At 47.2% G+C, this 24,401-nt stretch carries 19 protein-coding genes; 11 read left to right on the plus strand and 8 right to left on the minus strand.

The annotated features are described in order from the left end of the window. Nucleotides 1-3 precede the first annotated feature (3 nt). The 5 genes from K4H28_RS09655 to K4H28_RS09675 all read right to left on the minus strand — a co-directional run bounded on the left by K4H28_RS09655 (nt 4) and on the right by K4H28_RS09675 (nt 7,696). Entirely contained in the window at nt 4-2,601 is a 2,598-nt protein-coding gene (locus K4H28_RS09655; protein WP_221005000.1) for a sensor domain-containing phosphodiesterase, read from the minus strand. A gap of 91 nt (nt 2,602-2,692) precedes the next feature. After that, entirely contained in the window at nt 2,693-4,993 is a 2,301-nt protein-coding gene (topA, locus tag K4H28_RS09660; RefSeq protein WP_221005001.1) for a type I DNA topoisomerase, read from the minus strand. A gap of 53 nt (nt 4,994-5,046) precedes the next feature. Beyond that, complete coding sequence (locus K4H28_RS09665) at nt 5,047-5,505, minus strand: DUF494 family protein (protein WP_221005002.1); 459 nt, start codon at nt 5,503-5,505, stop codon at nt 5,047-5,049. Nucleotides 5,506-5,513: 8 nt separating this feature from the next. Then, nucleotides 5,514-6,623: a DNA-processing protein DprA gene (gene dprA, locus K4H28_RS09670; protein WP_221005003.1), complete on the minus strand. Its 1,110-nt coding sequence runs from the start codon at nt 6,621-6,623 to the stop codon at nt 5,514-5,516. Nucleotides 6,624-6,625: 2 nt separating this feature from the next. Further along, the gene (locus K4H28_RS09675; RefSeq protein WP_221005004.1) at nt 6,626-7,696 is read right to left on the minus strand and encodes a LysM peptidoglycan-binding domain-containing protein; all 1,071 of its coding nucleotides are present in this window, start codon (nt 7,694-7,696) and stop codon (nt 6,626-6,628) included. 171 nt (nt 7,697-7,867) lie between these two features. Here K4H28_RS09675 and def point away from each other — a divergent pair, with 171 nt between their 5' ends. The 10 genes from def (at nt 7,868) to K4H28_RS09725 (ending at nt 19,332) form a co-directional block, all read left to right on the plus strand. Further along, complete coding sequence (def, locus tag K4H28_RS09680) at nt 7,868-8,371, plus strand: peptide deformylase (protein WP_221005005.1); 504 nt, start codon at nt 7,868-7,870, stop codon at nt 8,369-8,371. Between the two features lie 127 nt (nt 8,372-8,498). Beyond that, entirely contained in the window at nt 8,499-9,425 is a 927-nt protein-coding gene (gene fmt, locus K4H28_RS09685; protein ID WP_221005006.1) for a methionyl-tRNA formyltransferase, read from the plus strand. A gap of 35 nt (nt 9,426-9,460) precedes the next feature. Further along, nucleotides 9,461-10,315 carry a zinc metalloprotease HtpX gene (gene htpX / locus K4H28_RS09690; protein ID WP_221005007.1) on the plus strand — a complete coding sequence of 285 codons (855 nt, stop codon included), beginning with the start codon at nt 9,461-9,463 and terminating at the stop codon, nt 10,313-10,315. 98 nt (nt 10,316-10,413) lie between these two features. Next, nucleotides 10,414-11,700 (plus strand): 16S rRNA (cytosine(967)-C(5))-methyltransferase RsmB, encoded by a 1,287-nt coding sequence (gene rsmB / locus K4H28_RS09695; RefSeq protein WP_221005008.1) that lies wholly within the window; start codon nt 10,414-10,416, stop codon nt 11,698-11,700. Then, nucleotides 11,663-12,274 carry a DUF4390 domain-containing protein gene (locus tag K4H28_RS09700; RefSeq protein WP_221005009.1) on the plus strand — a complete coding sequence of 204 codons (612 nt, stop codon included), beginning with the start codon at nt 11,663-11,665 and terminating at the stop codon, nt 12,272-12,274. Before rsmB ends, K4H28_RS09700 begins: the two co-directional genes overlap by 38 nt. Continuing rightward, entirely contained in the window at nt 12,271-14,397 is a 2,127-nt protein-coding gene (locus K4H28_RS09705; protein ID WP_221005010.1) for a sensor histidine kinase, read from the plus strand. Before K4H28_RS09700 ends, K4H28_RS09705 begins: the two co-directional genes overlap by 4 nt. After that, a complete protein-coding gene (locus tag K4H28_RS09710) occupies nt 14,390-15,691 on the plus strand; it encodes a sigma-54-dependent transcriptional regulator (protein ID WP_255573491.1) in 1,302 nt (433 codons plus the stop codon). The genes K4H28_RS09705 and K4H28_RS09710 overlap by 8 nt, the downstream gene beginning before the upstream one ends. A gap of 83 nt (nt 15,692-15,774) precedes the next feature. Next, the gene (gene trkA, locus K4H28_RS09715; RefSeq protein WP_221005012.1) at nt 15,775-17,151 is read left to right on the plus strand and encodes a Trk system potassium transporter TrkA; all 1,377 of its coding nucleotides are present in this window, start codon (nt 15,775-15,777) and stop codon (nt 17,149-17,151) included. Then, a complete protein-coding gene (locus tag K4H28_RS09720) occupies nt 17,152-18,621 on the plus strand; it encodes a TrkH family potassium uptake protein (protein ID WP_221005013.1) in 1,470 nt (489 codons plus the stop codon). It abuts the gene before it with no gap. Between the two features lie 66 nt (nt 18,622-18,687). Further along, nucleotides 18,688-19,332 carry a LysE family translocator gene (locus K4H28_RS09725; RefSeq protein ID WP_221005014.1) on the plus strand — a complete coding sequence of 215 codons (645 nt, stop codon included), beginning with the start codon at nt 18,688-18,690 and terminating at the stop codon, nt 19,330-19,332. Nucleotides 19,333-19,366: 34 nt separating this feature from the next. Here K4H28_RS09725 and K4H28_RS09730 read toward each other — a convergent pair whose 3' ends face one another. Beyond that, nucleotides 19,367-20,338, minus strand: a complete 972-nt coding sequence (locus tag K4H28_RS09730; protein WP_221005015.1) for a GGDEF domain-containing protein — start codon at nt 20,336-20,338, stop codon at nt 19,367-19,369. A 138-nt stretch (nt 20,339-20,476) separates the two neighbouring features. Between K4H28_RS09730 and mpl the strand changes: the two genes are divergently transcribed. After that, nucleotides 20,477-21,850: a UDP-N-acetylmuramate:L-alanyl-gamma-D-glutamyl-meso-diaminopimelate ligase gene (gene mpl / locus K4H28_RS09735; protein ID WP_221005016.1), complete on the plus strand. Its 1,374-nt coding sequence runs from the start codon at nt 20,477-20,479 to the stop codon at nt 21,848-21,850. Between the two features lie 55 nt (nt 21,851-21,905). Here the strand turns inward: mpl and murB are convergent, their stop codons facing one another. Both murB and K4H28_RS09745 read right to left on the minus strand, forming a co-directional pair. Next, nucleotides 21,906-22,925: a UDP-N-acetylmuramate dehydrogenase gene (gene murB, locus K4H28_RS09740; RefSeq protein ID WP_221005017.1), complete on the minus strand. Its 1,020-nt coding sequence runs from the start codon at nt 22,923-22,925 to the stop codon at nt 21,906-21,908. A gap of 970 nt (nt 22,926-23,895) precedes the next feature. Further along, nucleotides 23,896-24,375, minus strand: a complete 480-nt coding sequence (locus tag K4H28_RS09745) for a hypothetical protein (RefSeq protein ID WP_221005018.1) — start codon at nt 24,373-24,375, stop codon at nt 23,896-23,898. Nucleotides 24,376-24,401 lie beyond the last annotated feature (26 nt).

The raw sequence follows: 24,401 nt of genomic DNA on the forward strand, positions 1-24,401 counted from the left end.
CAATCACATCTTCGCCATTAAACCCAAGCGCATCCATAACTCGGCTACACCAGCAGGCACAGCTTCACTGAAATAAAAGCCTTGCATATAGTTCACGCCAAGTCCTTGCAAAAAGCGTGCAGTTTCAAGGTTTTCAACACCCTCTATCACTAAGTCCAACTGCAAGCCTTGCGCCATTTGTGCGATGGCCTGCATGACTCGCCGCCCTTCTTCCGTATGCAAGCGCTGAGCAAAAGAGACATCAACTTTCAACATTTGCGCTGGCATTTCATGTAATTGCGACAGCGAAGAATAACCCGTACCAAAGTCATCAATCGCCAACTCAAATCCAGCTAGACGCAATTGCCGCAAATGCCGCATCTGCCGCGAATAATCCGTTAAAGCCACGCTTTCGGTGATTTCTAGAATAATGTCGGAAGGACGCAAACGGAATTGGCTTAGTCGTTCAACCAATTGCGTTACAAAATTAGGTAGAAATAGCTGGCTACGCGAAATATTGATCATGACTTTTTGCGCTAAACCGCTATCACGCCAGTCTCGCAATTTGGCAAACGCGATCAACATGATTTGCTCAGACAACTCTTGAATCAGCCCTACTTTCTCCGCCATCGGAATAAATAATTCCGGGCTAATCCAGCCGCTTTTATCGTCCAACCAGCGTGCCAAAGCCTCAACCGCAATCACTTCACCAGTACGGGAATTAACAATCGGCTGATAAAACACTTGTAAACCACCATGCTTAATCGCACTCGACAAACGCGACTGTATCGCGACGTGTTCGCGACCCAATGCTTTCAAATGAACAATATCGCTATAGAAACAGGCATTGTTGCGCCCCGCATGCTTCGCGTGATACATGGTGTGATCAGCTGCAGACAGCAGCTCTTCGCCACTCTCTGCGTTGTCGGGATACATAGCAAAACCCACCGAAATCGTCGGCTGCGTTTCCATGCCATTGATGCTAATTGACTCGCGAGCAGCGCCACGAAGCTGTTCGGCGATTTGTTTGAGCTGATTGATATCAGTCAGGTTAGGGATTAGGGCAATAAATTCATCACCACCCCAGCGCGCCAACACGGCCTCTTCGGGCAAGACCGCTTTAAGGCGCTTAGATAAACTCACCAAAAGTTCATCACCCGTTTTATGCCCAAATGCATCATTGATCTGTTTGAAATGATCCAAATCGATAAAACCAAGGCCTACTTTGCAATTTTGTACGCGGGCCTGATCGATTGCACGATGCAATTCATCGTCGAGCAATAAGCGATTGGGTAAATTAGTCAGGCCATCGTACAAAGCCAACTGAGTAATATGCTGTTCATTCAAATGGGCCACGGTGACATCACGCAGCACGCCACGCAAACCCGCCACCTTGCCATCCGCCCCTTTGTGGGCAATTAAGCGAGCTTCAACCCAAACGAACTCACCGTCTTCACGCATCAAACGAAAACGCACTGTGGATGCTTCTGCCGTTTTGACCATTTGGGCAATGATGCCGCCGACGAGGCCATTATCCTCAGGATAAACCCAAGACAATAAAGACCGACCTAGGTCTTGGCTTAAGTTGCGTGGATCGATGCCACGTAAGCGTGGCCACACCGCCGTTGTTTCAGTTAAATGCCCCGCAGGTGATAAATCAACAATCGCCTCTTCGAGCAGATTCAGCGTATCAAGCATGGTCTTTTTACGAGCGGCGTCTTGCATCAACACCGTCACGTCTTGCATTAAGACCACCGCATGCAATTTACTACCCGCGCTCACTGGCTGCAGACGAACCAGAAAACAAATATTCTCCATGCTCAACGTGCAGTGAAACTGCATGCTGGCCTGTCCAGCCAATAATTTTGGCAAGCGATGAACCAATTCACTGGCCAATTCAAATGGCAGTGCCACAGTGAGCGGCCGACCTAAAATGGCTTCAATCGGCGGTAAACTGGGGTGGCCTGACCAAACTTGGCAAATGACACCATTAGGCTCTAACTCAAACACCATGTCTTGTGTTCCGCCCACTAGGGCGCGTAAACGCTGTTGATTCGCTAAAGATTCAGCTTCCACCTTGGCTTTAAGCAAAGCCTGTGCAACGTGGTTGGCTAACATCGACAATAAACGCAACTCAGTGCTTTCTCGCTGCTGCCGTTCATCATCATTTAAAAAAATCAGAAACCCAAATAAATGGCCGTTATCCAGCAAAGGAATACAGAGTAATTGTCGAACTCCCACTTGCGCCAATAGCATTTGTTCCGCTAAAGGTAGTTCAAGCAAAGATCGATTTAGAACCATACCCACAGCAAGGGTATCGGCCAGTAAAGGATATTGCTCGTACTCTAGAGAGACAAACGGCTGGGGGGTATTTTTTGCCAAATGGCACTCTTCATCACGCCATGCAGCCACCAAGCGGGCTATTTTCCCGTCCGCCTCATTCAAATATAAACCCGACATGCTGCTGTGCGATGCTTCTGCGAGCGTGCGCAACATCTCCAAAATTGACTCTGGATCTTCAGCATTCGCCAGCAAACTCACCACATTATCAAACGCATCAAAATAGGTTTGATAGAGCGCCAAAGCCTCATGCATGTGGAATTGCTTTGAGTTAGAAGACATATTCTCTGGTAGCACAACAGCCCCACGTAACATTCATGTTAGTTTTAAAACTAGCAACGAAAAACGGGAACCGATTCGATTCCCGTTAAGCTTATTTTGGTTCTTTTTCTGGCGGCGGTATTAATACTTCACTGTAGCCGCATTCTTTCTGCGGACAAACTTTTTCGGTCCCACGGCGCTTAGTGACTTTAATCGTCATAATCGGCCATTTACATTGCGGACAAGCTTCAGCTACTGGTGGATTCCACGTTGCGTATTTGCAATCTGGATAAGTATTGCATGAATAGAACAATTTACCGTAACGGCTCTTACGCTCAATCAGGCTGCCTTTATGGCACTCAGGACATTCAATCCCCGTGTCTTTCGGTTTTTCTAAAGGCTCAATGTGCTTGCACTTTGGATAAGCCGAGCAGCCAATAAATTTACCGTAACGACCCAACTTGATATGCAGCGGTGACTCGCATTTCGGGCACGTCCGATCAGGAACGACTTCAGGCTCAAGCGGCGCAGCATTAGGATCATCGCCAATATTGCGCGTGTAATCGCACTCTGGATAAGAACTGCAACTAATAAAACGACCACGGCGACCCAAGCGAATTGACAGTTTGTGCTTGCCACATTTCGGGCAGTCTTCATCCATCGCTTCATGCGTTGCTTCTGCCCGCGAAAGCGCTTGTTTTTCTTCAACTTGCTTGTGAAATTTAAGCCAGAACTCATCAAGAACCGGGATCCACTCGCGGCTACCATTCGAAATTTCATCGAGTTTGTCTTCCAATTTCGCAGTGAAATTGTAATCTACATACTGCGTAAAATGCTCAGACAAAAACTTATTCACGACTTCACCGGTATCGGTCGGTGTGAAGCGTTTTTTGTCCAAAATGACATATTCACGATCTTTCAACGTGAAAATAATCGATGCGTAGGTTGAAGGTCGACCAATGCCGAACTCTTCGAGCGATTTCACCAAACTCGCCTCGGTAAAACGCGGTGGTGGCTGTGTAAAATGTTGCTCGCCGAAGATTTTTTCGACTGGCAGCGCATCACCTTCGGTCATTACCGGTAGGCGTGCTTCGTCTTCATCGTCATCCACATCATCGGCATCTTCTTGATACACGGCGATAAAGCCAGGAAATACCAAAGTTTGCCCCGTTGCACGGAACAAGTTTTCTGGACCGCCCACTGCAATATCCACAGCAACGGTATCAAACTTGGCCGAGGTCATCTGACAGGATAGCGTGCGCTTCCAAATCATTTGATACAGCTTAAATTGCTCAGGCGACAAGAATGTTTTGACTGATTCTGGCGTACGATGAATCGACGTTGGGCGTACCGCTTCATGCGCTTCTTGTGCATTTTTAGCTTTATTTTTATAAGCTATTGCATCTTTTGGCAGGTACTCTTTCTCAAAATGCTCACTGATATAACCACGAATTTCTGCCAAGGCATCATTCGATAAGGCGACCGAATCGGTACGCATATAGGTGATCAAGCCGACTGTTTCACCGCCAAGATTAATACCTTCGTACAACTGCTGCGCAGTACGCATGGCACGATCAGTTGTGAAACCCAGTTTACGCACCGCTTCTTGCTGCAAAGTCGACGTAGTAAATGGCGCAGCTGGGCTGCGGGATTTCTTTTTCTTTTCAACCGAGTGGACTACGGCATCTTTGCCGGCCAAGCCGTTTAAGATGGTGGTTTGTTCAGCTTCATTGGGAATATCAAATTGGTCGAGCTTTTTGCCTTGCCACGTGGTGAGCTTAGCTGCAACTTTGCTTCGACCTTTTTTGGTATCGAGATGAATCGACCAATATTCTTGCGGATTAAAAGCACGAATCTCGATCTCGCGCTCGCAGATTAAGCGCAGCGCAGGGCTTTGTACCCGCCCTGCAGACAAACCGGTTCGCACTTTTCGCCATAGCAATGGCGACAAATTAAAGCCTACTAAATAATCCAAGGCACTACGCGCTTGCTGCGCGTTCACCAAATTGAAATCGATATCGCGCGGGTTAGCGACTGCGTGCAACACTGCAGTTTCTGTAATTTCGTGAAACACAACGCGTTTAAACGTTTTCTCAGGGCTGATTAATTTTTTCGCCTTAAGAATTTCCATGATGTGCCAAGAAATGGCCTCACCTTCGCGGTCCGGATCGGATGCGAGATAAACGTGGTCAGCAGCTTCAACTGCATCGCAAATCGCATCCACATGTTTTTTGTTTTTTTCGATGACCTGATACTTCATTTTGAAGTCTTTTTCAGGGTCAACCGAGCCCGATTTACGAACTAATCCACGGACGTGACCATAGGAGGCAAGAATTTGAAAGTCTTTACCTAAATATTTTTGCAGAGTTTTCGCTTTCGAAGGCGACTCAACGATTAAGAGATTGGCCGGCATGGTTCCCCAAGGCAGCAAAGATTCGAAAACTGGAGTGTGTGGTGCAGCGAGCCTTAATGTAAGGCAAAACCTTCACGACCAAACAACAACTCCTCGATAAGTAGATTGGTCAACGCATCGCGTTTTTGCCAAATCACCATTAAAACTATTAATTTAATTCGCTCTAGCGCGACTTCACCGTCAGGTTCACGCCAAAGTCGATCTAATACTAATTCGCGCTCACCCGCACTGAGTACTCGAGTGGCATCTAATGCATGCAAAAAGACAGCCGCCTCTTCAGTCAAGCGCTCCAACTCAATAGGATGCAAAGAACGAAACCCCAATTCTTTTGTATCTAGCAATTGGTATGGGGCAACATCTATTTGTTTCAATTCAGATAACCATGTCAAAGCATCATGGATATCTTCTCCCTCAAAGCCCGCCAAAGATAATTTTTTGGCCAACTGAGACATATCCGGCAAGCCATCTGCGTTGTAAAACTGCTCAAAAAGGTAAGCAAGGACTTCTAACATAATCTAATTTAACCCCCACCGCCAATGCGTTGATAGCGTCCGCCAGGCAAAGAAGCCAGCTTCCCTTCTAATTCCAAACACAACAGAATCTCGCACAGCGCGGAATTCGTCAAGCTAGTCCGCTCAATTAATGTCTCTAGATCAATCGGATCCCAACCCAATTGATCTAAAAACGACGAGTCAGACTCATGCACGGTCGTAGTTTCTTCTACTTGCGTTGAAGTCGAAAATAAATCATTACCAAAACACAACTCAGCCAAAATATCATCGGCCGATTCAACCAACTTGGCACCATTTTTAATCAGTGCATGGCAGCCTTTGGCAACGGGCGAATGAATAGAGCCTGGAATAGCAAAAACTTCGCGGCCAATATCGACCGCCTGTCGCGCAGTGATCAATGAGCCACTACCCAGAGCCGCCTCGACCACCAGGCAGCCCAACCCCAGCGCAGCAATAATTCGGTTCCGTTGTGGAAAGTGCCCCGCAATCGGCGGCGAACCCAGCGCAAACTCCGATAAAATCAATCCCTCTTTTGCTAGCTGATGCGCTAAATCTCGATTACTCGCAGGATAAATACGATCTATCCCAGTTCCGATCACTGCGATGCTTGAGCCACTACCGAGTAAACCACCTCGGTGGGCAGCGGCATCGATGCCACTGGCTAAACCACTTACAATACACATACCACCATTGGACAAATGCAGAGCAAACGCCTCAGCATTACTGACGCCTTGCGGTGTTGAATTGCGACTTCCTACAATACTGAGTGCGGGCTTTTTCAGTAATTTCAAGTTGCCTTTGGCGTACAAAAGCGTTGGTGGGTCAGGTAAAGACAATAATTGAGAGGGATAAGACGGATCATCCAGCGTGATTAAAGCGTGATTTTCGCTCTCAAGCCAATCTGCTGTTACTTGGCGCTCAGGAAAATCATGCTTGTGTGCCGCATGCAAAATTCCATCGATCAATGCAGGAGAGACCAAGCCCTTCAGTTCTGCTCTTGATGCAGAAAAAATTGCTGCAGGCTCACCAAAGGTGCGTAATAAAAGCAATTGGCTACGAACCCCTAAGCCTGAAACTAGGGATAATCGTAGCCAACTCTCTAAATCAGCATCAAGCAAATTTATTCTGCCGCAACAGCAGCCTCTGCTTTAGCTTCGTCACCGACATTTACTGGCAAGGTGCTATCCATCACTAGCGCATACGAAACTTTTGGAAACACGCGGTATACGAATAAATTGCCACTCTTGATAGGTGGAGTGAATCGAGTCGGTTCAGAACTCAGCTCTTTTTTGATTTCTCGTGGCGCTTTATATGAAAACAAGACCGTCCCCATATCCACGCCATCAAGTGCACCTCTATTAAGCACAACAGTCATCAATGAGCCAACTTCAGTGACACCACCATAAGTTGATATCACTTTTCCAGAGATGTCCTGTGAAGGTAAATGAGGCACATAATTAATGAATGGTTTTTCAGGAGCACGTATCAGGCGATCACCAACTGTGATTTCTTCACGGCTATTTACGACCACTAAAGTTGCAACATCACCTTCTCGCTTAACCCGAATATCACCTAGGTAATTCACCTCAATCCCAATTACTTCTTTTGGATCATCGGGATTAGTCAGTTGCTTACCTTTGCGGAATGCTTGCCAAGTCTCACCTTCCTCTGCACCAACAAAGTCTACTGAATAAATTTGCTCGCCAGGGCCAAACAATAAGCGATTATCAGGACCAGCGGCAATGCGTGGCGCGGCAGTAAAGTCTTCCACACTCATCACTAGCGGCTTGGATAGGAAAGGCTCAATCGATCTATGTGGGATACTAGTAATCGCATCGTTAGACAAAGGCGTCTCACGAATTCTTGGGCTTAGCTTGCCATTCCCACCACGGCCATCCAGTTTTTGATTTTTGAGTAGTTTTAATCGCGGTTGGCCACTTGAAGTATCAAGTACAATCACATCACCAGGGTAAATCCAATGAGGATTTTTAATCTCTTCTTTATTGAGCTGCCAAATCTCTGGCCAGCGCCAAGGCTGGCTTAAAAACTTACCTGAGATGCCCCATAAGGTATCGCCCTTCACGACAACGTAACGATCAGGGGCGTTCTTAGCAAGTTTTAGTTCATCAGCCAGCAGCGGTGCAGACATAAAACCAGCGACGAGAAGCAAAGAGATAATGGATTTGCGCATAATAATTTGAGCCCAGTTCTTGCAGATTTTCAACCTGCAGGCAAAATTCAAAAGAAGTTCATCAAATAGAGGCTTGATTTAGCAACCAAATCAACCCATATCCAATATAATATAATCTATAGATTATCTATTATTAATTCTGCATATAAACTTTTGGTCTAGCAAGCAAACATGGCAATTTTAAACATTCTGCACTATCCCGACGAGCGCTTACACACAATTGCGCAGCCTGTGACTGTTTTTGACACAGTCCTTCAACGTCAAATCGATGACATGGCAGAAACCATGTACGCCGCGCCAGGTATTGGCTTGGCCGCATCGCAAGTGGACTTTCACCAACGTTTAGTCGTTATAGACATTTCAGAAGAGAAAAACGACCTACTCGTTTTGATCAATCCAGAAATTATAAACGCCGATGGGTACACCACCTATGAAGAAGGTTGCTTGTCAGTCCCTGGCATTTATGAAGAGGTTGAGCGCGCCGAAACGTTGAGCTTGAAAGCGCTTGATCGTCATGGCAAACCGATCACGCTTCATGCCGACGGTTTACTCGCTATCTGCATTCAGCATGAGATGGATCACTTAGACGGCAAAATTTTTGTCGAAAAGCTCTCTAGACTCAAGCTCAACCGCATTGTGCAAAAAATCAAAAAAAACCAGAAGAAAACCATGTAATCACTACTCAAAGCCGTTGTGATTTATTTCCAGTACGAACAACGGCTTTGGAGTTATTGAGCTGATCAGCCCTCATAGACGGCACAAAACAGCTCACCCATTCCACTCTATTTAACAATACAGATCAATGAAAATTATTTTTGCAGGTACGCCCGATTTTGCTGCTGAAGCCCTCAGTGCTTTGATCACTGCTGGCCATGAGATTGTGTTGGTATTGACCCAACCAGATCGTCCGAGCGGTCGTGGCATGAAGCTCACCCCTTCGGCGGTCAAAATGGTCGCACTTGAGCAAAACTTGCCGATCTACCAACCAGAAAAACTTCGGACGATTGAGCAACAAGCACCTCTAATGGGTATTGATGCAGACGCTATGGTTGTCGCAGCCTACGGGATTATACTCCCGCAAGTGATTTTAGACTTGCCGCGACTTGGCTGCCTCAACATTCATGCTTCGCTATTACCACGCTGGCGTGGTGCGGCACCAATTCAACGCGCCATATTGGCAGGTGATTCAGTCACCGGCATTACCATCATGCAGATGGATGCAGGACTCGACACAGGCGACATGCTATCGATTCACACCACACCAATCACTGCGCAAGACAATGCACAAACATTGCACGACAAATTAGCAGCACAAGGCGCGCAAGCAATTGTGCAAGCACTAGCTAACTTGGATAAATTAGCAAGCGAAGTTCAACCCAAAGATGGCGTAACTTACGCAGAAAAGTTGAGTAAAGAAGAAGCGCAGATCGACTGGTCAGAGAGTGCAACACAGCTCGATTTAAAAATCCGGGCCTTCAACCCTTTCCCTAGCGCGCAATCTGCTTTAAATGGCAGCATGATTAAAATATGGGGCGCCACCCCAGTACAAGATAGTGGAACGGCAGGCACAATCATTGAGATTGATAAAGAAGCCATCACTGTCGCCTGCGGCAACGGCGCATTGCGCATTACTGAGCTACAAAAATCAGGTGGAAAACGTCTCAGCACCACCGCTTTTTTGGCGGGCACGCCACTTGAAGTCGGCATGCAATTTGATATCAGCGCTTAAATCTTAGTTTGTATACAAAGTAAGGCGACCGCAAAATGGATAATTGGTTTAAAACCACGCTACTCATGGCCGCGATCTTGGCTTTGTTCATGGTGATGGGTGGCATGCTCGGCGGACAAAGTGGCATGCTGATGGCGCTCGTTTTTGGCGGCGGCATGAATATTTTTGCCTACTGGAACTCCGACAAAATGGTGCTCAAGATGTATAACGCGCATCAAGTTGATGCACGTTCCGCACCCGAACTTTACGGCATGGTCGAAGAACTGGCCCGCAACGCTGGCTTGCCGATGCCCAAAGTCTATGTAATCGATGAAGACCAACCCAACGCTTTTGCCACGGGGCGCAATCCAGAGAACGCCGCCGTAGCTGCAACAACCGGCATTATGCGTGTTCTGTCTTATCGCGAGCTACGTGGCGTCATGGCGCACGAATTGGCGCATGTTCAACACCGAGATATTCTGATTTCAACGATTTCTGCCACGATGGCGGGCGCGATTTCGGCACTCGCCAACTTAGCGATGTTTTTTGGCGGGCGTGACAGCAACGGAAATAGCATGAACCCGATTGCGCGAATTGCTTTGGCGCTACTTGCCCCACTCGCCGCCAGCGTCATTCAAATGGCCATTTCTCGCTCACGTGAATTTGAAGCTGACGCAGGTGGTGCGCGCATCTCTGGTGATCCAGCAGCACTAGCTGATGCACTACTCAAAATAGAGTCTTTTGCCCGCGGCATTCCACTTCATACCGCTGAATCGCATCCCGCCACAGCGCAAATGATGATCATCAATCCTTTGCACGGTGGCGGCTTACAGGATTTATTTCGTACTCACCCACGTACCGAAGAACGCGTAGCACGCCTCAGAAGCATGGGCTTTCCACGGCAAAATTAAGCGCATGTATCTCGCCGAAGCCCAATTTAAATAAAGACTACAGATCAATACATCAAAGCCCGACTTTTGGTCGGGCTCATTATTTGGATGAAATAACTATGTTTTTAACACAAAAATTAGCCGGCCAAACTGTGTCACAGGTTTTAGCTGGCAAAAACCTAACTGAAGCGCTCAATGCCGTTTGGAGAAGCAATCCGGCACTTGAATCAGGTCAACGTGGCGCAATTCAGGATATTAGCTATGGCACTTTGCGCCAACTTGGTCTAATGGAAGGGATTTTAAAACAACTGTTGCGCAGCCCCTTGCACGAAGCCGAACTCAAATCCCTCTTGCTGATCAGTCTTTACCAATTGCAATTCTCACGCACAGCGCCACACACCATTGTCGACCACGCAGTCAAAGTCGCGGCACAAACCGGTAGCGGCTTTGGTAAAGGTCTTGTCAATGGCGTACTACGTAGCTTTTTACGTGGCAAAGACGAATTAGTGCGTCGCGCCCAAGTCAGTGAAGTGGGGCAATATTCGCACCCTGCTTGGTGGATAAAAACGATGAAATCGGCGTATCCAGAGCAATGGATGAGCATACTTGAAGCCAACAATCAGCACCCACCGATGACCTTGCGCATCAATCCTCAGCACACCACCGTTGATGCCTACCTTGCCTTATTGAATGAAGCTGATATCGCAGCCAAAGCACTTGATGACACGGCTATTTGTATCAATCGCCCTACAAGTGTTGATTTTTTACCACACTTTTTCGACGGATGGGTTTCAGTACAAGATTGGGGTGCACAAGCCGCAGCAAAGTTACTAGACCTGAAAGATGGAGTATCGGTGCTCGATGCTTGCGCAGCACCTGGCGGCAAAACTGGGCATATTTTAGAGTTAGCTAATGTACGGTTAACTGCGCTCGACAACGATGCAAGCCGCCTAAAACGCGTAGAAGATAACCTAAAACGCCTAAATAAATCAGCAACCTTGCTACTTGGTGATGCGGCAGAACCAAGCACGTGGTGGGATGGTCAACAATACGACCGAATCCTAGCTGACGTGCCTTGCTCAGCAACCGGCGTTACTCGGCGCCATCCTGACATCAAGTGGTTACGCCGGAATGAAGACATCGCCAAATTTGCCAAGCAACAAGCCAAAATGCTCGACGCTTTATGGCCGCTCGTAGCGCCAAATGGCAAACTGCTGTACGCTACATGCTCTGTTTTCCCTATAGAAAATGCGGCTTCAGCGGAAGCCTTTGCACAGCGGCATCCTGATGCAAAGCGTGTAGATTTACCATGCCAAGCATTGCCTCATGGCCAATCGATAGATGGCCAGCTTTTACCCACTGCGGAACATGATGGTTTTTATTACGCACTTTTTTCAAAAACGTAATTGGCAACATCTCGTTGCTACTTTGCTGCTGCTATGCACATTTTATGTGCATGCCGGCAGCATCAAAACCCTCAAGTCCGACGTTGAATTTAGCAGCAACAGAATTGAACTTTCTGCTCGTTATACCGTAGTGCTGTCACCAGAAATTGAAACCGCCCTCAAAAATGGCTTGTCTCTACCATTTACCTATGATTTTAAGCTCACACGACCTTTAATCTATTCTTGGTACCGTAGTATGGCGGATGGCTTCACCCCCAATGCCAGCATCACCTACCGTTTAAGCTATCAACCGCTCACTCGCCAGTATCGATTAAATACCAATGGCTTAAGCCGAAATTTTAATACCGCAGAAGAAGCCCTTCTTGCGTTGGCCATTCTAAAAAATTGGTCCGTATTGGATGGAAGCAATATTTCTCCGGAAGATTTTGCTGGAAAAATTCGTTTTCGCCTTGATCACACCCAATTACCAAAGTCATACCAACTGACCGCCTTAGGCGATGCGGATTGGCAACTTGATTCAGGCTGGCAAGAGTTACAACGCAGCACGCCAAGCGCAGCAGAGGCGATACAATGAAAAAGCTGCTCGTTTTCCTTGGCATCCTAGGAACGCTCCTACTCTTTTTACTCGCTTCTGCATCAGGTAATGCTTCGACACTCTCCGAGTATTACAAACTCATCCTCACACTCAATGGCATTTTACTATTAGCCCTTGCGATACTAGTAGGCTCTCGTCTTGCTCAACTATTGAAACGCGTCAAAAGCAAAGTTTTTGGGTCTCGTCTAACGATCCGTATGGTTTTGATGTTTTCCTTGGTGGCGGTTTTGCCAGGCGCCTTGGTCTACACGCTATCAGTGCAGTTTTTAAATCGTTCAGTCGAAACTTGGTTTGACGTTCGAGTTGATAATGCATTGGATCGTGGGCTAAATTTAGGCCGTAATGCCATCGACTACCAACTCAATGATCTCCAGCGCAAAGCGAATGTCATCGCTTGGGACATTCACGACAACAGCATGAGTGTGCTGCTAGAGCGACTTTCAAAACTACGCGACCAAACCGGCGTACAAGAAATCACACTCTTTGACAAAAATAGCCAAGTCCATGCCCATATTGGCAATGAGTATGCAGGTTTAATGCCAAACCTGCCGGATCGTAAAATCATTAGCGAAGCCGAGCGGAGTAACTACAAAGCCATCGAAAGCGATGCTGAGCATGGATTAATCATGCGGGTTATTGTTCAATTGCCAGGCAGCGAGCTCTCTAATCGAGTCAAATTACTCCAACTGATACAACCTGTACCGCGGCAACTAGCACAAGATGCCGAGTTAGTTGAACAAGTGAGAAGTGAATACAAGCAGCTGTCGCAATCAAGAGCAGGTTTAAAACTCATATTTAGCTTAACGCTGACTATGGCTCTGACAATGGCTCTTTTGGGCGCATTGGCGCTAGCCATTTACCTCTCGGACAAACTCGCTGCGCCACTATCCGTACTAGCGGCAGGAACGCGTGCCGTGGCACAAGGCGACTTTACTCAACAGCACCCCGTTATCAGCCGCGATGAGCTAGGGATTTTGACGCACTCATTTAATCGGATGACGCGCCAGCTTTCAGATGCGCGCGATACCTTGGAGCAGAACCAAGCCGAACAAGCAGAAGCCAAGGCTTATGTAGAAGCGATTTTAGGCTCGCTCTCTGCAGGGGTTTTGTCGCTCGATGAAGATTGGCACTTACAGTCGGCCAACCACAGTGCATTACGCATTTTAGGCTTAGACCCTAACCGAATCGGTACTTTACCGCTCTCGCAATGGAATGAAGCTTATCCGAGTCTAACGGCATTTTTTGCGCACACCATCCATGGTTTTTTATCCGATGATGAGATTTGGCAACGGCAAATTGAGCTGGATGCAGAAAAACGCGTTCTCTTGGTGCGTGGTACTCGGCTGACGCAAAAAATTGATGGCAGCGAAGATTTACATGGCTACGTCATGGTTTTTGATGACATCACTGAGTTACTATCCGCCCAACGGGATGCTGCATGGGGTGAAGTGGCGCGACGTCTAGCGCATGAAATTAAAAATCCACTCACACCGATTCAGCTCTCAGCAGAGCGGATGGAAATGAAATTAGTCGATAAACTCGATGAGTCAGGCGCCGAATTTCTAAAACGAAACACCCAAACGATTGTGAAGCAAGTCGCTGCACTTAAACAAATGGTCGACGCTTTCCGCGATTATGCGAGGAAACCATCAGGCAAAAAACGGCCGCTCGACTTTATGCAATTGTTAAAAGAGATTCTCGTCCTATACGAAGCAGCGCCGATCGTATGCGACTTTAAAGAACACGGATCATTGATGGTGAATGGTGATCCAACTCATTTGCGGCAGGTTATTCATAACTTGTTGCAAAATGCCCAAGATGCAATTGCCGATGCTCCAGAGCAAAGGATTTGCCTTTTGGTAGAAAAAGACGAAAAATGGGCGCGTCTTTATATTGAAGATAGCGGCAAAGGCTTTCCCGCTGATCTACTGCCCCGCGTTTTTGAGCCTTATGTTACATCTAAGACCAAAGGCACGGGACTGGGTTTAGCGATCGTGAAAAAAATCATCGAAGAACATCACGGACGCGTTCAGGTGGGTAATGCCACCGGTGCTTACGTTAGGATCGAGCTGCCGCTCTGGGAGGAAACAACTAGTGGCTAATCAAGATATATTAATCGTCGACGACGAAATCGGCATCCGCGAACTTTTATCTGAAATTTTGCTGGATGAAGGGTATAGCGTTGCACTCGCTGAAAATGCAGAGGCTGCACGTCAATACCGTAACCAAGGCGAGCCCCGCCTCGTTTTATTAGATATCTGGATGCCAGATACGGATGGTGTGACGTTGCTCAAAGAATGGGCACGCAACGGCCAACTCACGATGCCCGTCGTCATGATGTCAGGTCATGCGACTGTCGATACCGCCGTTGAAGCGACCCGCATTGGCGCTTTGGATTTCCTCGAAAAGCCAATTGGTTTGCAAAAATTATTGGCGACCGTAAAGCGGGCTTTTTCACAGCCTGCCAATGCGGTAAAGCCGACACAGGGTTTGCAGAGCCTCGGCAATAGCACAGCGATCAACTCGCTGCGTGAGGCGCTTGACCAGGTTGCAAGCCAAACCCTGCCTATTACCCTCACCGGCGAACCAGGATCCGGCTTTGAAACGTGTGCGCGACATTTAACGCGTCCAAACACTCCTTTCATTTCGCCAAGTTCGAACGAAGAACTCGCCTTACCGCCACAAGATATTTTGAATCGCGCCACAGGTGGAACAATCTTCGTGCGGGATATTGCGTGGCTAGACCGCAAGGCGCAAGCAGGATTACTCAATCTGCTGCCAAAGCTTGAGAAATACAAAATTCGTTTGGTCACTGCATCAAGCCGCCCGCTCGATCAGCTCATCAATCAGTGCGAACCTGAACTAGTACGCCAGCTCACACAGATTATTATTGCGGTTCCACCATTGCGAGCTCATGCAGAAGATGTAGCGGCTTTAGCTGAAGCTTTGCTCGCACAAACGGTCAGCAGTAATAAATTAGGGCCACGTCGTTTTTCTAAGTCAGCACTGCAATTGCTCAGCCAGCAAGAATGGCCGGGCAATATTGATCAACTGGCTAATGTGGTAAAAAGTCTGGCGATCACAGGGCGCGATGGTGATATTGATATCTTGCCTGTGAGCCGTTTGCTGACTCAGCTCTCGCCAAACTCGCAAGAAGCGACTTTAGGCGTAGCGCCGCAAGCAATGCCTTTACCGCAAATCGACCTTGATTTGCCACTGCGTGAAGCCAGAGATCAATTTGAGCGTTTTTACTTAGAGCGCCAAATCGAGCTTTCCAATGGCAATATGAGCCGCGTTGCGGAGCGTATTGGCTTAGAAAGAACGCATTTGTATCGAAAACTCAAACAACTCGGCATTCAAATGCCACGAAAACAACGCGCAACTGAAGAGCAATAATCTTCTGAAATGCGTAAAATTCAAATCGGCTATCACGTATAGCCGATTTTTCATTGCAAGCGAAAACTACTGAGAGGTCTATCTTGCCCAATATTTTAATTTTAGGTGCGGGTCGGGTTGGCTCATCAGTCGCCGAACAACTAGTGCATGAACGCTATAACGTCACCATCGTTGATAACGATGCTAGTTTACTAAAACCATTGGCTGATCGGCTTGATTTGCGCACGCTGGTTGGCTTAGCTAACAATCCAAAAACCCTGATTGCTGCTGGCATTCAAGATGCAGATCTACTCCTCGCAGTGACGCCCTACGACGAAGTGAATATCGTTGCCTGCAAGATAGCGCATGATTTATTCAATGTACCAACTCGCCTTGCCCGTATCCGCGATCAAGATATTTTGGAATACCCTAGCCTATTTACTGAAGGCGGGTTCGCGATTAATCACGTCATTACGCCCGCGCAGATTGTCACTGATTATTTAGTTAGCCTGCTTGAAATTCCTGAAGCATTGCAAGTATTAGAGTTTGCGGCTGGCAAGGCCAAAATGATTGCCGTTCGCGTTGAAGCTGGCGCACATATGGACGGGAAAGATCTTGCAACTCTGGCATTGTATCTGGAAAAAATTGAATGCCGCGTCGTTTCAATTTACCGGAAAAATAAACGCATCCGCCCTGATGGCATCGTGGATTTACAAGTCGGCGATGAAGTGTTTTTCCTCGCCGCAACCGAACATGTACAGCGTGTGGTAAGCGAATTCTGTAGCAATCAAAAACAGGTCAAACGAATTACGATCTGCGGCGGCGGCAATGTTGGCTACCGACTTGCTCGACAAATTGAAAAACGCTATCAAGTAAAGCTGGTTGAACACAATAAAGAGCGGGCCAATTGGTTGGCCGAGCATTTGCCCAACACACTGGTCTTACACGGCGAAGCCACCGATGAAGACCTACTCGAAAACGAGCAAATCGACCGCTGTGATTTACTACTTGCACTGACTTCGGATGACGAAGACAACATTATGTCTTCACTATTAGCGAAACAAATGGGTGCCCGTCGTGTTGTTTCGATCATTAATCGTTCACGCTACGTTGATTTGTTGCAAGGTGGCAAAATTGATGTGGCTTTATCACCGGCACAAGTGACGATTGGCGCCTTGCTGGCTCACGTTCGCCAAGGTGATATCGCCGCAGTGCATAGCCTAAGGCGTGGAGAGGCCGAAGCAATCGAATTGATCGCCCATGGTACGCGTGATACGTCGAAAGTGGTTGGACGTCAACTTGATGAAATTAAACTTCCGCAAGGCGCCGATTTAGCTGCTGTCGTTCGAGGCAATAAAGTGATGATCGCCCATCATGATACGGTGATTCAAAGTGATGATCACGTCATTCTGTTTATCGACAATAAACGCCACATTCGTGATGTCGAAAAATTATTCGCCGTTTCAGTAGGTTTTTTCTAAATGCAGCTCACTCAAAAATTACTTCCTACTGTCAACGTCGTCGCACGCGTTTCAATGCTGTTTTCGCTCAGCATCATTGTGCCGATTATTGTCGCTTGGTGGAATAACGATGCGGGTTTATGGCCATTTATCGACGCCTTGATTGGCCTGCAAATATTTAGTGCCGCGCTTTGGCTACTCACTCGCAATTACCGCCGCGAATTATTGCCACGTGATGGTTTCATTTTGGTGGTTGGCTTGTGGACGGCGCTACCCGCTGTCGCTGCAGTACCACTCATGCTGTTTGATCGCAGCATGTCTTTTACCAATGCTTATTTCGAAACGATGTCTGCCCTTTCGACTACGGGTGCAACGGTGATGACGGGGCTAGACCATCTACCGGCGTCGATTAACTTATGGCGGCATTTACTTAATTGGATAGGGGGTATGGGTATCATCGTATTAGCAGTAGCTATCTTCCCGCTATTAGGTGTAGGGGGTATGCAGTTATTCAAAGCCGAAACGCCTGGACCGATTAAAGACAGCAAACTCACACCCCGCATCCATGAAACCGCGCGAAATCTTTGGCTCATTTATGCTGGTCTCACCGTGATTTGTGCTTTGTTATTGCGCTGGGTGGGCGGTATGTCTTGGCTTGACGCCGTTTGCCACGCCTTTGCCGCGATGTGCTTAGGTGGTTTTTCAACGCACGATGCCAGCGTGGGATTTTTCAATTCGCCACTCATTGAAGTCATTTTGATGGTGTTTATGCTGTTAGCGGCGACCAATTTTGCGACCCATTACTTTGCACTGTCAGGGCGAAAACTCTCGGTTTATTGGCATGATTCTGAATTCAAAGCGATGCTTTTGCTGATTTTCAGTAGCATTATTGGGCTTAGTTTTTTTCTGCTCTGGCAAAAAACCTACCCCGATTTTCTGACTTCATTACGCCACGTTTCGTTCAATCTGATTTCTATCGCCACTGACTGCGGCTTTGCCAGTGTTGATTTTGGGCAATGGCCTATCTTTGCGCCCTTGGTGATGCTGCTGCTCTCCTGCATTACTGCCTGCGCAGGCTCAACTGGGGGTGGGATCAAGATGATTCGCACCATCATTCAAACCCGTGAAGTGGGTCGGCAAATGTCATTGCTCTTGCACCCGCAAGGCATCCACCCTTTACGCGTTAACGGTCAGATTATTCCTACCAATATTTTGGCCTCGGTGATGGGATTTATCTTTTTGTATTTCACCAGCATCGTAGTGCTTACCTTTACGCTTTTACTGTCTGGCATGGATTTCATTTCCAGTTTTAGCGCGATTATTGCCTGTATCAATAATGCTGGCCCTGGCTTAGGACAAGTAGGTCCTGCCAGCAATTACGGTGGCTTGACCGACTTTCAAACTTGGGTCTGTAGCTTTACGATGCTATTAGGACGACTAGAAATTTTCTCGGTCTTAATTTTGTTCACGACCGCATTTTGGCGAAACTAAGCTTTCATATCACAACTGCCAACTTCCCCAATGTAAGCTAAGCGCCTTTTATCTTAAGATCCAGTGATGGAAACATTCATCACTGGTTTTTTACTCTCTATCTCCCTCTGTCTTGATATTGGCATGGTCAATGTAGCCATGATCGACTTGACCATGAAACATGGCCGTCGTGCCGGATTTCTGTTGGGATTTGGCTCTTGTTTTGGCGATTTAATCTACGCAGTTTTGGCCTTGCTCGGAATGCGCTATCTGCTGCAGTTTCCTAGCGTGCAATGGATCACCTGGCTAGGTGGCGGCACGCTATTGGTTTGGCTGGCGTGGAAAATGGCGCGTGAAGCTTTGCAAGACGCGCAGCGTGCAGAAACCAGCCATCCGCCACTTCCCGCCAAGCATCATTTATTTGGCCGTGGCCTTGTTTTAGCTATGGCCTCGCCCACGTCTATTTTATGGTTTGCCGCGGTTGGTGGCTCGCTCATAGCGCAAGCCACAGACGGATCGTTGCTCAGTACCAGTGAGTTTTTAATCGGCTTTTTTATGGGTGGGATTGCTTGGACGCTAGGTATTGTTTGTGCCAGTCATCAAGGAGGCAAAACGATGGGGAATCGTTTTAAACAGGGCTGCCATGTAATATCAGCACTGCTTTACCTCTACTTTGCCGGTTTAGTGCTGAGCAATGGCTATCAAGCACTTTGGCTAAACGCTGCGCCGTAAAAAAACCGCCGGTCAGGGCGGTTGATTTAAGTTATTATTCTGCGATTTCAGTTTTACCGCGCCCGCCCTGCTTCGCACGGTACAAAGCTTCATCGGCACGCAGTAGTAATGCGCGGCCATTTTCATCATCTTTAAGCTGTGCAATCCCCGCTGAAAAACGCACTTCAATTCGTTGATTGTGATGAATAAATGGCGTACGACCAGCAACGAGTTTCAATCGATCAATCACGTAACTCGCGCCACGAATATCGGTATCAACCAGCAGCAACAAAAACTCTTCACCACCGTAGCGAACCAGAATATCAGACTCGCGTAAAACGGCTTTGGTTAAATTCGTCACATGAATTAGAACTTGATCGCCGACCAAATGAGTAAATTTATCGTTGATCTGTTTGAAGTCATCCAAATCAATAATCGCAGCCGTTAAACGACCATCAATCCGCTGCGCGCGCTTCACTTCACGCAATAGCAAATGATCCAAACCTTGGCGATTCAATGCACCAGTCAGCGCGTCTTGCTCAAGCACTTTACGATTAAACGCGAGGTCTTCTTCGATATGGCGAATTGAATCACGAATCGTCTGCAAATCGCTGTGTGACGTCGTCACCGTCGAGTGCACATTATGCGTCGTGCTTATTACCACATTGAGCATGTCTTCGAGCGAGGCATGCGTCTCTTCTGCGCTCACGCTCTTTTCTGCATGGGCTTGACGAACTTGTTTTAAATCACCGAGTTTTTGCTCAAACACAGCTGTTGAGCCCGCCAAATTATCCAATAAACTTGAAGTCAGTTCCGACGTATCGGCCACAGCATCGTCGAGTTTATATAAAACCTGCCACGCCAACTGCATCTCGGTCGCCGTTTTGGTTTCTGGCGCTTTGATCGTTAGAATTGCATTATAAAATTGGGAGTAATTGTCTGGTGTCGGTGGTAAACCGCGCTCAGTGAGCCGCTTCAAAGCAATACGGGCAATTTCCACCGGATTCACAGGGGTGGACATAGTCATGGAATTCAAGCCTAATTGTTAGTTATACTATTTGGCTCAATTGTAAGGACATGTGGATATTTCGCAAGTCACTTGGTCAAATAAGCGCCAAATTTAACAAAACTGTCTTTCTTTTTCTGCTACACGGTCAAACTTTCTATGCACATTCATATTCTTGGTATCTGCGGCACATTTATGGGTGGCATTGCCGCGCTGGCACGGGCGGCAGGCCATACGGTCACTGGCTGCGATGCCAATGTTTACCCGCCGATGTCAACTCAACTTGAAGCACTCGGTATCGAATTGATCGAAGGCTTTGGCGAAGAACAACTCAGCCTCAAACCCGATTTGTTCGTCATTGGTAATGTCGTCAAGCGGGGTATGCCGCTGATGGAAGCGATTTTGAATGCAGGGCTGCCTTATACATCTGGCCCGCAATGGCTAGGTGAGCAGATTCTCCATGATAAATGGGTGCTCGCCATTGCGGGTACGCATGGCAAGACAACCACGACGGGCATGTTGGCGTGGATTTTAGAATACGCTGGACTCGCACCTGGCTTCTTAGTGGGCGGCATTCCGGAAAACTTTGGGGTTTCAGCACGCCTACCGCAAACGCCGCGCCAAGACGCAAACAGCACTTCGCCATTTTTTGTCATTGAAGCCGATGAATACGACACGGCATTTTTTGATAAACGCAGTAAATTTGTCCATTACCGCCCGCGCACGGCAGTGCTGAATAATCTTGAATTTGATCACGCCGATATTTTTGCTGATTTGCTAGCGATTGAAACCCAGTTTCATCACCTCGTTCGAACCGTTCCAAGTCAAGGCCGAATAATTGCCAATGGCCGTGAAACTAGTTTACAGCGCGTATTAGCGAAGGGTTGCTGGAGCGAGGTTGAAAACTTTGCGGGCGATCTAGGTACTGGATGGCAAACAGGCACTATTTATGCCGATGGCTTTGAAGTGCTGTTAGATGGTCAAGCACAGGGGCGTTTAGTTTGGTCATTGATGGGGGAACACAACGCACACAATGCACTGGCGGCCATCGCTGCAGCGCGACATGTCGGTGTGACACCCGCAGTCGCCATTGAAGCCTTGGGCCAATTTGCCAATGTTAAACGTCGCATGGAAGTTAAAGGCTGCGTGAACGACATTACCGTGTATGACGACTTTGCTCATCACCCAACCGCTATCGCAACTACAGTGGCAGGATTGCGCGCCAAAGTCGGTAAGGCAAGAATTCTTGCCGTTCTTGAACCGCGTTCAAACACGATGAAACTCGGAACGATGAAAGCGGCGTTGGCAGGTAGTTTGCTTGAAGCAGATTTAGTCTTTTGCTACGGCGCGAATTTAGGCTGGGATCCCGCAGAAGCACTCGCCGAACTGGGCGACAAAGCGCAAAGCTTTACGCAGTTAGATGACTTAATTAATCAAATATGCGCCACAGCCCAAAGTGGAGATCAGATTCTGATCATGAGTAATGGCGGCTTTGGCGGGATTCACGATAAATTGCTCAGCGCACTTGCTTAAGCAATACGATGTATTTGACTCTAGCCATTGAATAATAATGGCTAGAGTCAAATACCTACCACTTCACGGGCTCGGCTTCTAGTATAATTCCGAACATCGCATGAACATCCGCTTGAACTGCTTTTTCCAAGGCCAAAACATCTGCCGCAGTTGCCTCACCATGGTTAACCAAAACTAAAGCCTGTTTTTCATACATGCCAACGGGCCCAAAGCGTTTTCCTTTCCATCCCGCTTGCTCAATCAACCAACCCGCAGCAAATTTGTATTGCCCATCCTCCAGTGCGTAAGCGACTGCATTCGGATAGGCAACCATCACGGCTTGGTGGATTGCTGGACTCACAATCGGATTTTTGAAATAACTACCAGCATTACCAATCTGCGCTGGATCGGGCAATTTTCGTTGCCTTACGTTGATGACCGCCTGTGCGACTGCAGTGGGCGTATTGCCCATATTTAGACTCAGTAATTCACGCTCAATATCGCCATATTGGGTCTTAGTTTGGTGATTTTTTGCTAAGCGAAAGACAACCTCAACAATGACCCATTGCCCTGCCTCAGCCTGCTTAAAGACGCTATCACGATAGGCAAATTGGCAATCGGCCAAAGTAAACACACGCTGTTCACCCGTCTGCAAATGAATCGCCGTCAGTTGTTCAAATACATCTTTGATCTCAATACCATACGCACCAATATTTTGCACAGGCGCAGCGCCGACGGTGCCGGGAATCAACGACAAATTCTCGAGTCCGCCCCAGCCCTGCGCTAACGTCCATTGCACAAACGGATGCCACGCTTCACCACCTGCCGCGGCGACGTACCAAGCCCCACCATCCTCGCGCAGCAATTTTTTTCCTTGCAAACCGACTTGCAGCACCGTTTTATCAATGTATTCGGACATTACCAAATTACTTCCGCCACCCAGCACCAGCCACGAGGTCTGCGAATACAGTGGATCAGCGCGCCATTGCTTAATTTGAGTTGGCTCAGTCAGGTACAAAATGTGTCGAGCAACCGCTTTTAATCCCAAGGTATTCAAAGCGGTTAAAGATGAGCTAGAGGATGTAGAAACAGGCATAGCAGTTCGCAACAAAGCAAAACGCGATTATCCCCTAATTTATCAGGACTAGAAAATAAAAAGCCCTTCCAAAATTTGGAAGGGCTGATGGTCATCAATTCGATACTGAATGATGCCAGTGTTTGAGTACCGAGCATCGTCGAGCTACTTGGGCTCGGCACTTTTTAATGGGCTATTACTGTACTGCGTCTTCCTCTCTCATCCCAGTCGTAACAATCTGCCAGGATTTATATTACTGCTATTTCAGTCAAACACGTCATCCTCTCTACCCCAATCATCACAATCCGTCAGGGCTTTTTACTACAACTACATACAACACGTCGTCCTCTCAACCCCGATCATCATTATCCGTCAGGGTTTGTTTGCTACATGCCTTGCGGCACAGTCTCCATCCTCTTTATTTTTGGCTTTACCCGCGCAGTGCGACTGGTCTTGCCCCAACATCCAAAGAGTAAGAATTAAGTAATAAATTCATCTTTTTTGGTGTTGTAACAGTCCGAAATTATATTCTCGGTCCCGTTGAACTCTATTAATCAATATTGGAATTTTATTGTCAAGCGTCTTTTTCAATAAAAATAGAGTCACCTTTTTCAGAAAATGTAGTCAAATGACTTACTACATTAATCGAAAAAAAATAAATGCTGCGCCGCAACAAAACCAAAGCATAACCTAACAATAATAGATTCAATCAGCAGAAATAAATTGTGCAACACAGCATTAGGCTTTAATTATGTAATAACCCAACTGTGCATTTAGTAATTTTTTGTGAACTACTACACAATTTTTTTACACTTTAGCGACAGGAAGGAAACTCACGATCTGCAAATTTTCGGCGTTAAATTACGGAAAAATAACAAAACATTATATTTGTGTAATTTTAAATTTTGAAAGGAAGGAAGTAATTAGAGAAAAATGGACTCGTCATAATGTCAGCAACTGGTATTAGTTGTTAATGACGATTGAATTTACTTTAAGGGCGATTGCCTAAATTCCAACGCGCACAATACCACTTGGTCTGTTCTTCTGAGACACGCACCAAGACACTACCAAATTTTGATAGGTAGCGTGGATAAGGGCCGGGTAACTCTACAAAAGTGAAACCTAGGCGAGACTCAATATTTTTCCGTACGGTATCAACTGGTGAATTGATTAAAACACCCACCATCAGTGCACCCGACTCAGGCGTATTAACAAAGACTTCTTGGGCTTGATTACCTGCTAACTGAGCATTTTTTCCATTGAACCACTCAGCCTCACCCCAGACTCGAATGGGCGCATCTAAGTATTTACGAAAATAATCACGCCACCATGCAGTAGACCAATCACTCCGGCAAGCTAAGGCCGCTTCGACTTTATCTCCAAAGTGGCTAGGCAGCGCGGCATACGCATTCGGTGCATAAAACAACGCCACCACAATCCCGCTGGCAATAACTTGCTTCAATGGGCTCATGGTGGCGTCCTTTTGGTTGCAGAAGG

This window comes from Deefgea tanakiae (genome assembly GCF_019665765.1).
Lineage (GTDB): Bacteria > Pseudomonadota > Gammaproteobacteria > Burkholderiales > Chitinibacteraceae > Deefgea > Deefgea tanakiae.

What these genes read in the sequence shown, in the direction of transcription:
- K4H28_RS09655 (WP_221005000.1), bottom strand. Translation starts at nt 2,601, where the DNA reads ATGTCTTCTAACTCAAAGCAATTCCACATGCATGAGGCTTTGGCGCTC.
- topA (WP_221005001.1), bottom strand. Translation starts at nt 4,993, where the DNA reads ATGCCGGCCAATCTCTTAATCGTTGAGTCGCCTTCGAAAGCGAAAACT.
- K4H28_RS09665 (WP_221005002.1), bottom strand. Translation starts at nt 5,505, where the DNA reads ATGTTAGAAGTCCTTGCTTACCTTTTTGAGCAGTTTTACAACGCAGAT.
- K4H28_RS09675 (WP_221005004.1), bottom strand. Translation starts at nt 7,696, where the DNA reads ATGCGCAAATCCATTATCTCTTTGCTTCTCGTCGCTGGTTTTATGTCT.
- def (WP_221005005.1), top strand. Translation starts at nt 7,868, where the DNA reads ATGGCAATTTTAAACATTCTGCACTATCCCGACGAGCGCTTACACACA.
- fmt (WP_221005006.1), top strand. Translation starts at nt 8,499, where the DNA reads ATGAAAATTATTTTTGCAGGTACGCCCGATTTTGCTGCTGAAGCCCTC.
- htpX (WP_221005007.1), top strand. Translation starts at nt 9,461, where the DNA reads ATGGATAATTGGTTTAAAACCACGCTACTCATGGCCGCGATCTTGGCT.
- rsmB (WP_221005008.1), top strand. Translation starts at nt 10,414, where the DNA reads ATGTTTTTAACACAAAAATTAGCCGGCCAAACTGTGTCACAGGTTTTA.
- K4H28_RS09700 (WP_221005009.1), top strand. Translation starts at nt 11,663, where the DNA reads ATGATGGTTTTTATTACGCACTTTTTTCAAAAACGTAATTGGCAACAT.
- K4H28_RS09705 (WP_221005010.1), top strand. Translation starts at nt 12,271, where the DNA reads ATGAAAAAGCTGCTCGTTTTCCTTGGCATCCTAGGAACGCTCCTACTC.
- K4H28_RS09720 (WP_221005013.1), top strand. Translation starts at nt 17,152, where the DNA reads ATGCAGCTCACTCAAAAATTACTTCCTACTGTCAACGTCGTCGCACGC.
- K4H28_RS09725 (WP_221005014.1), top strand. Translation starts at nt 18,688, where the DNA reads ATGGAAACATTCATCACTGGTTTTTTACTCTCTATCTCCCTCTGTCTT.
- K4H28_RS09730 (WP_221005015.1), bottom strand. Translation starts at nt 20,338, where the DNA reads ATGACTATGTCCACCCCTGTGAATCCGGTGGAAATTGCCCGTATTGCT.
- mpl (WP_221005016.1), top strand. Translation starts at nt 20,477, where the DNA reads ATGCACATTCATATTCTTGGTATCTGCGGCACATTTATGGGTGGCATT.
- murB (WP_221005017.1), bottom strand. Translation starts at nt 22,925, where the DNA reads ATGCCTGTTTCTACATCCTCTAGCTCATCTTTAACCGCTTTGAATACC.
- K4H28_RS09745 (WP_221005018.1), bottom strand. Translation starts at nt 24,375, where the DNA reads ATGAGCCCATTGAAGCAAGTTATTGCCAGCGGGATTGTGGTGGCGTTG.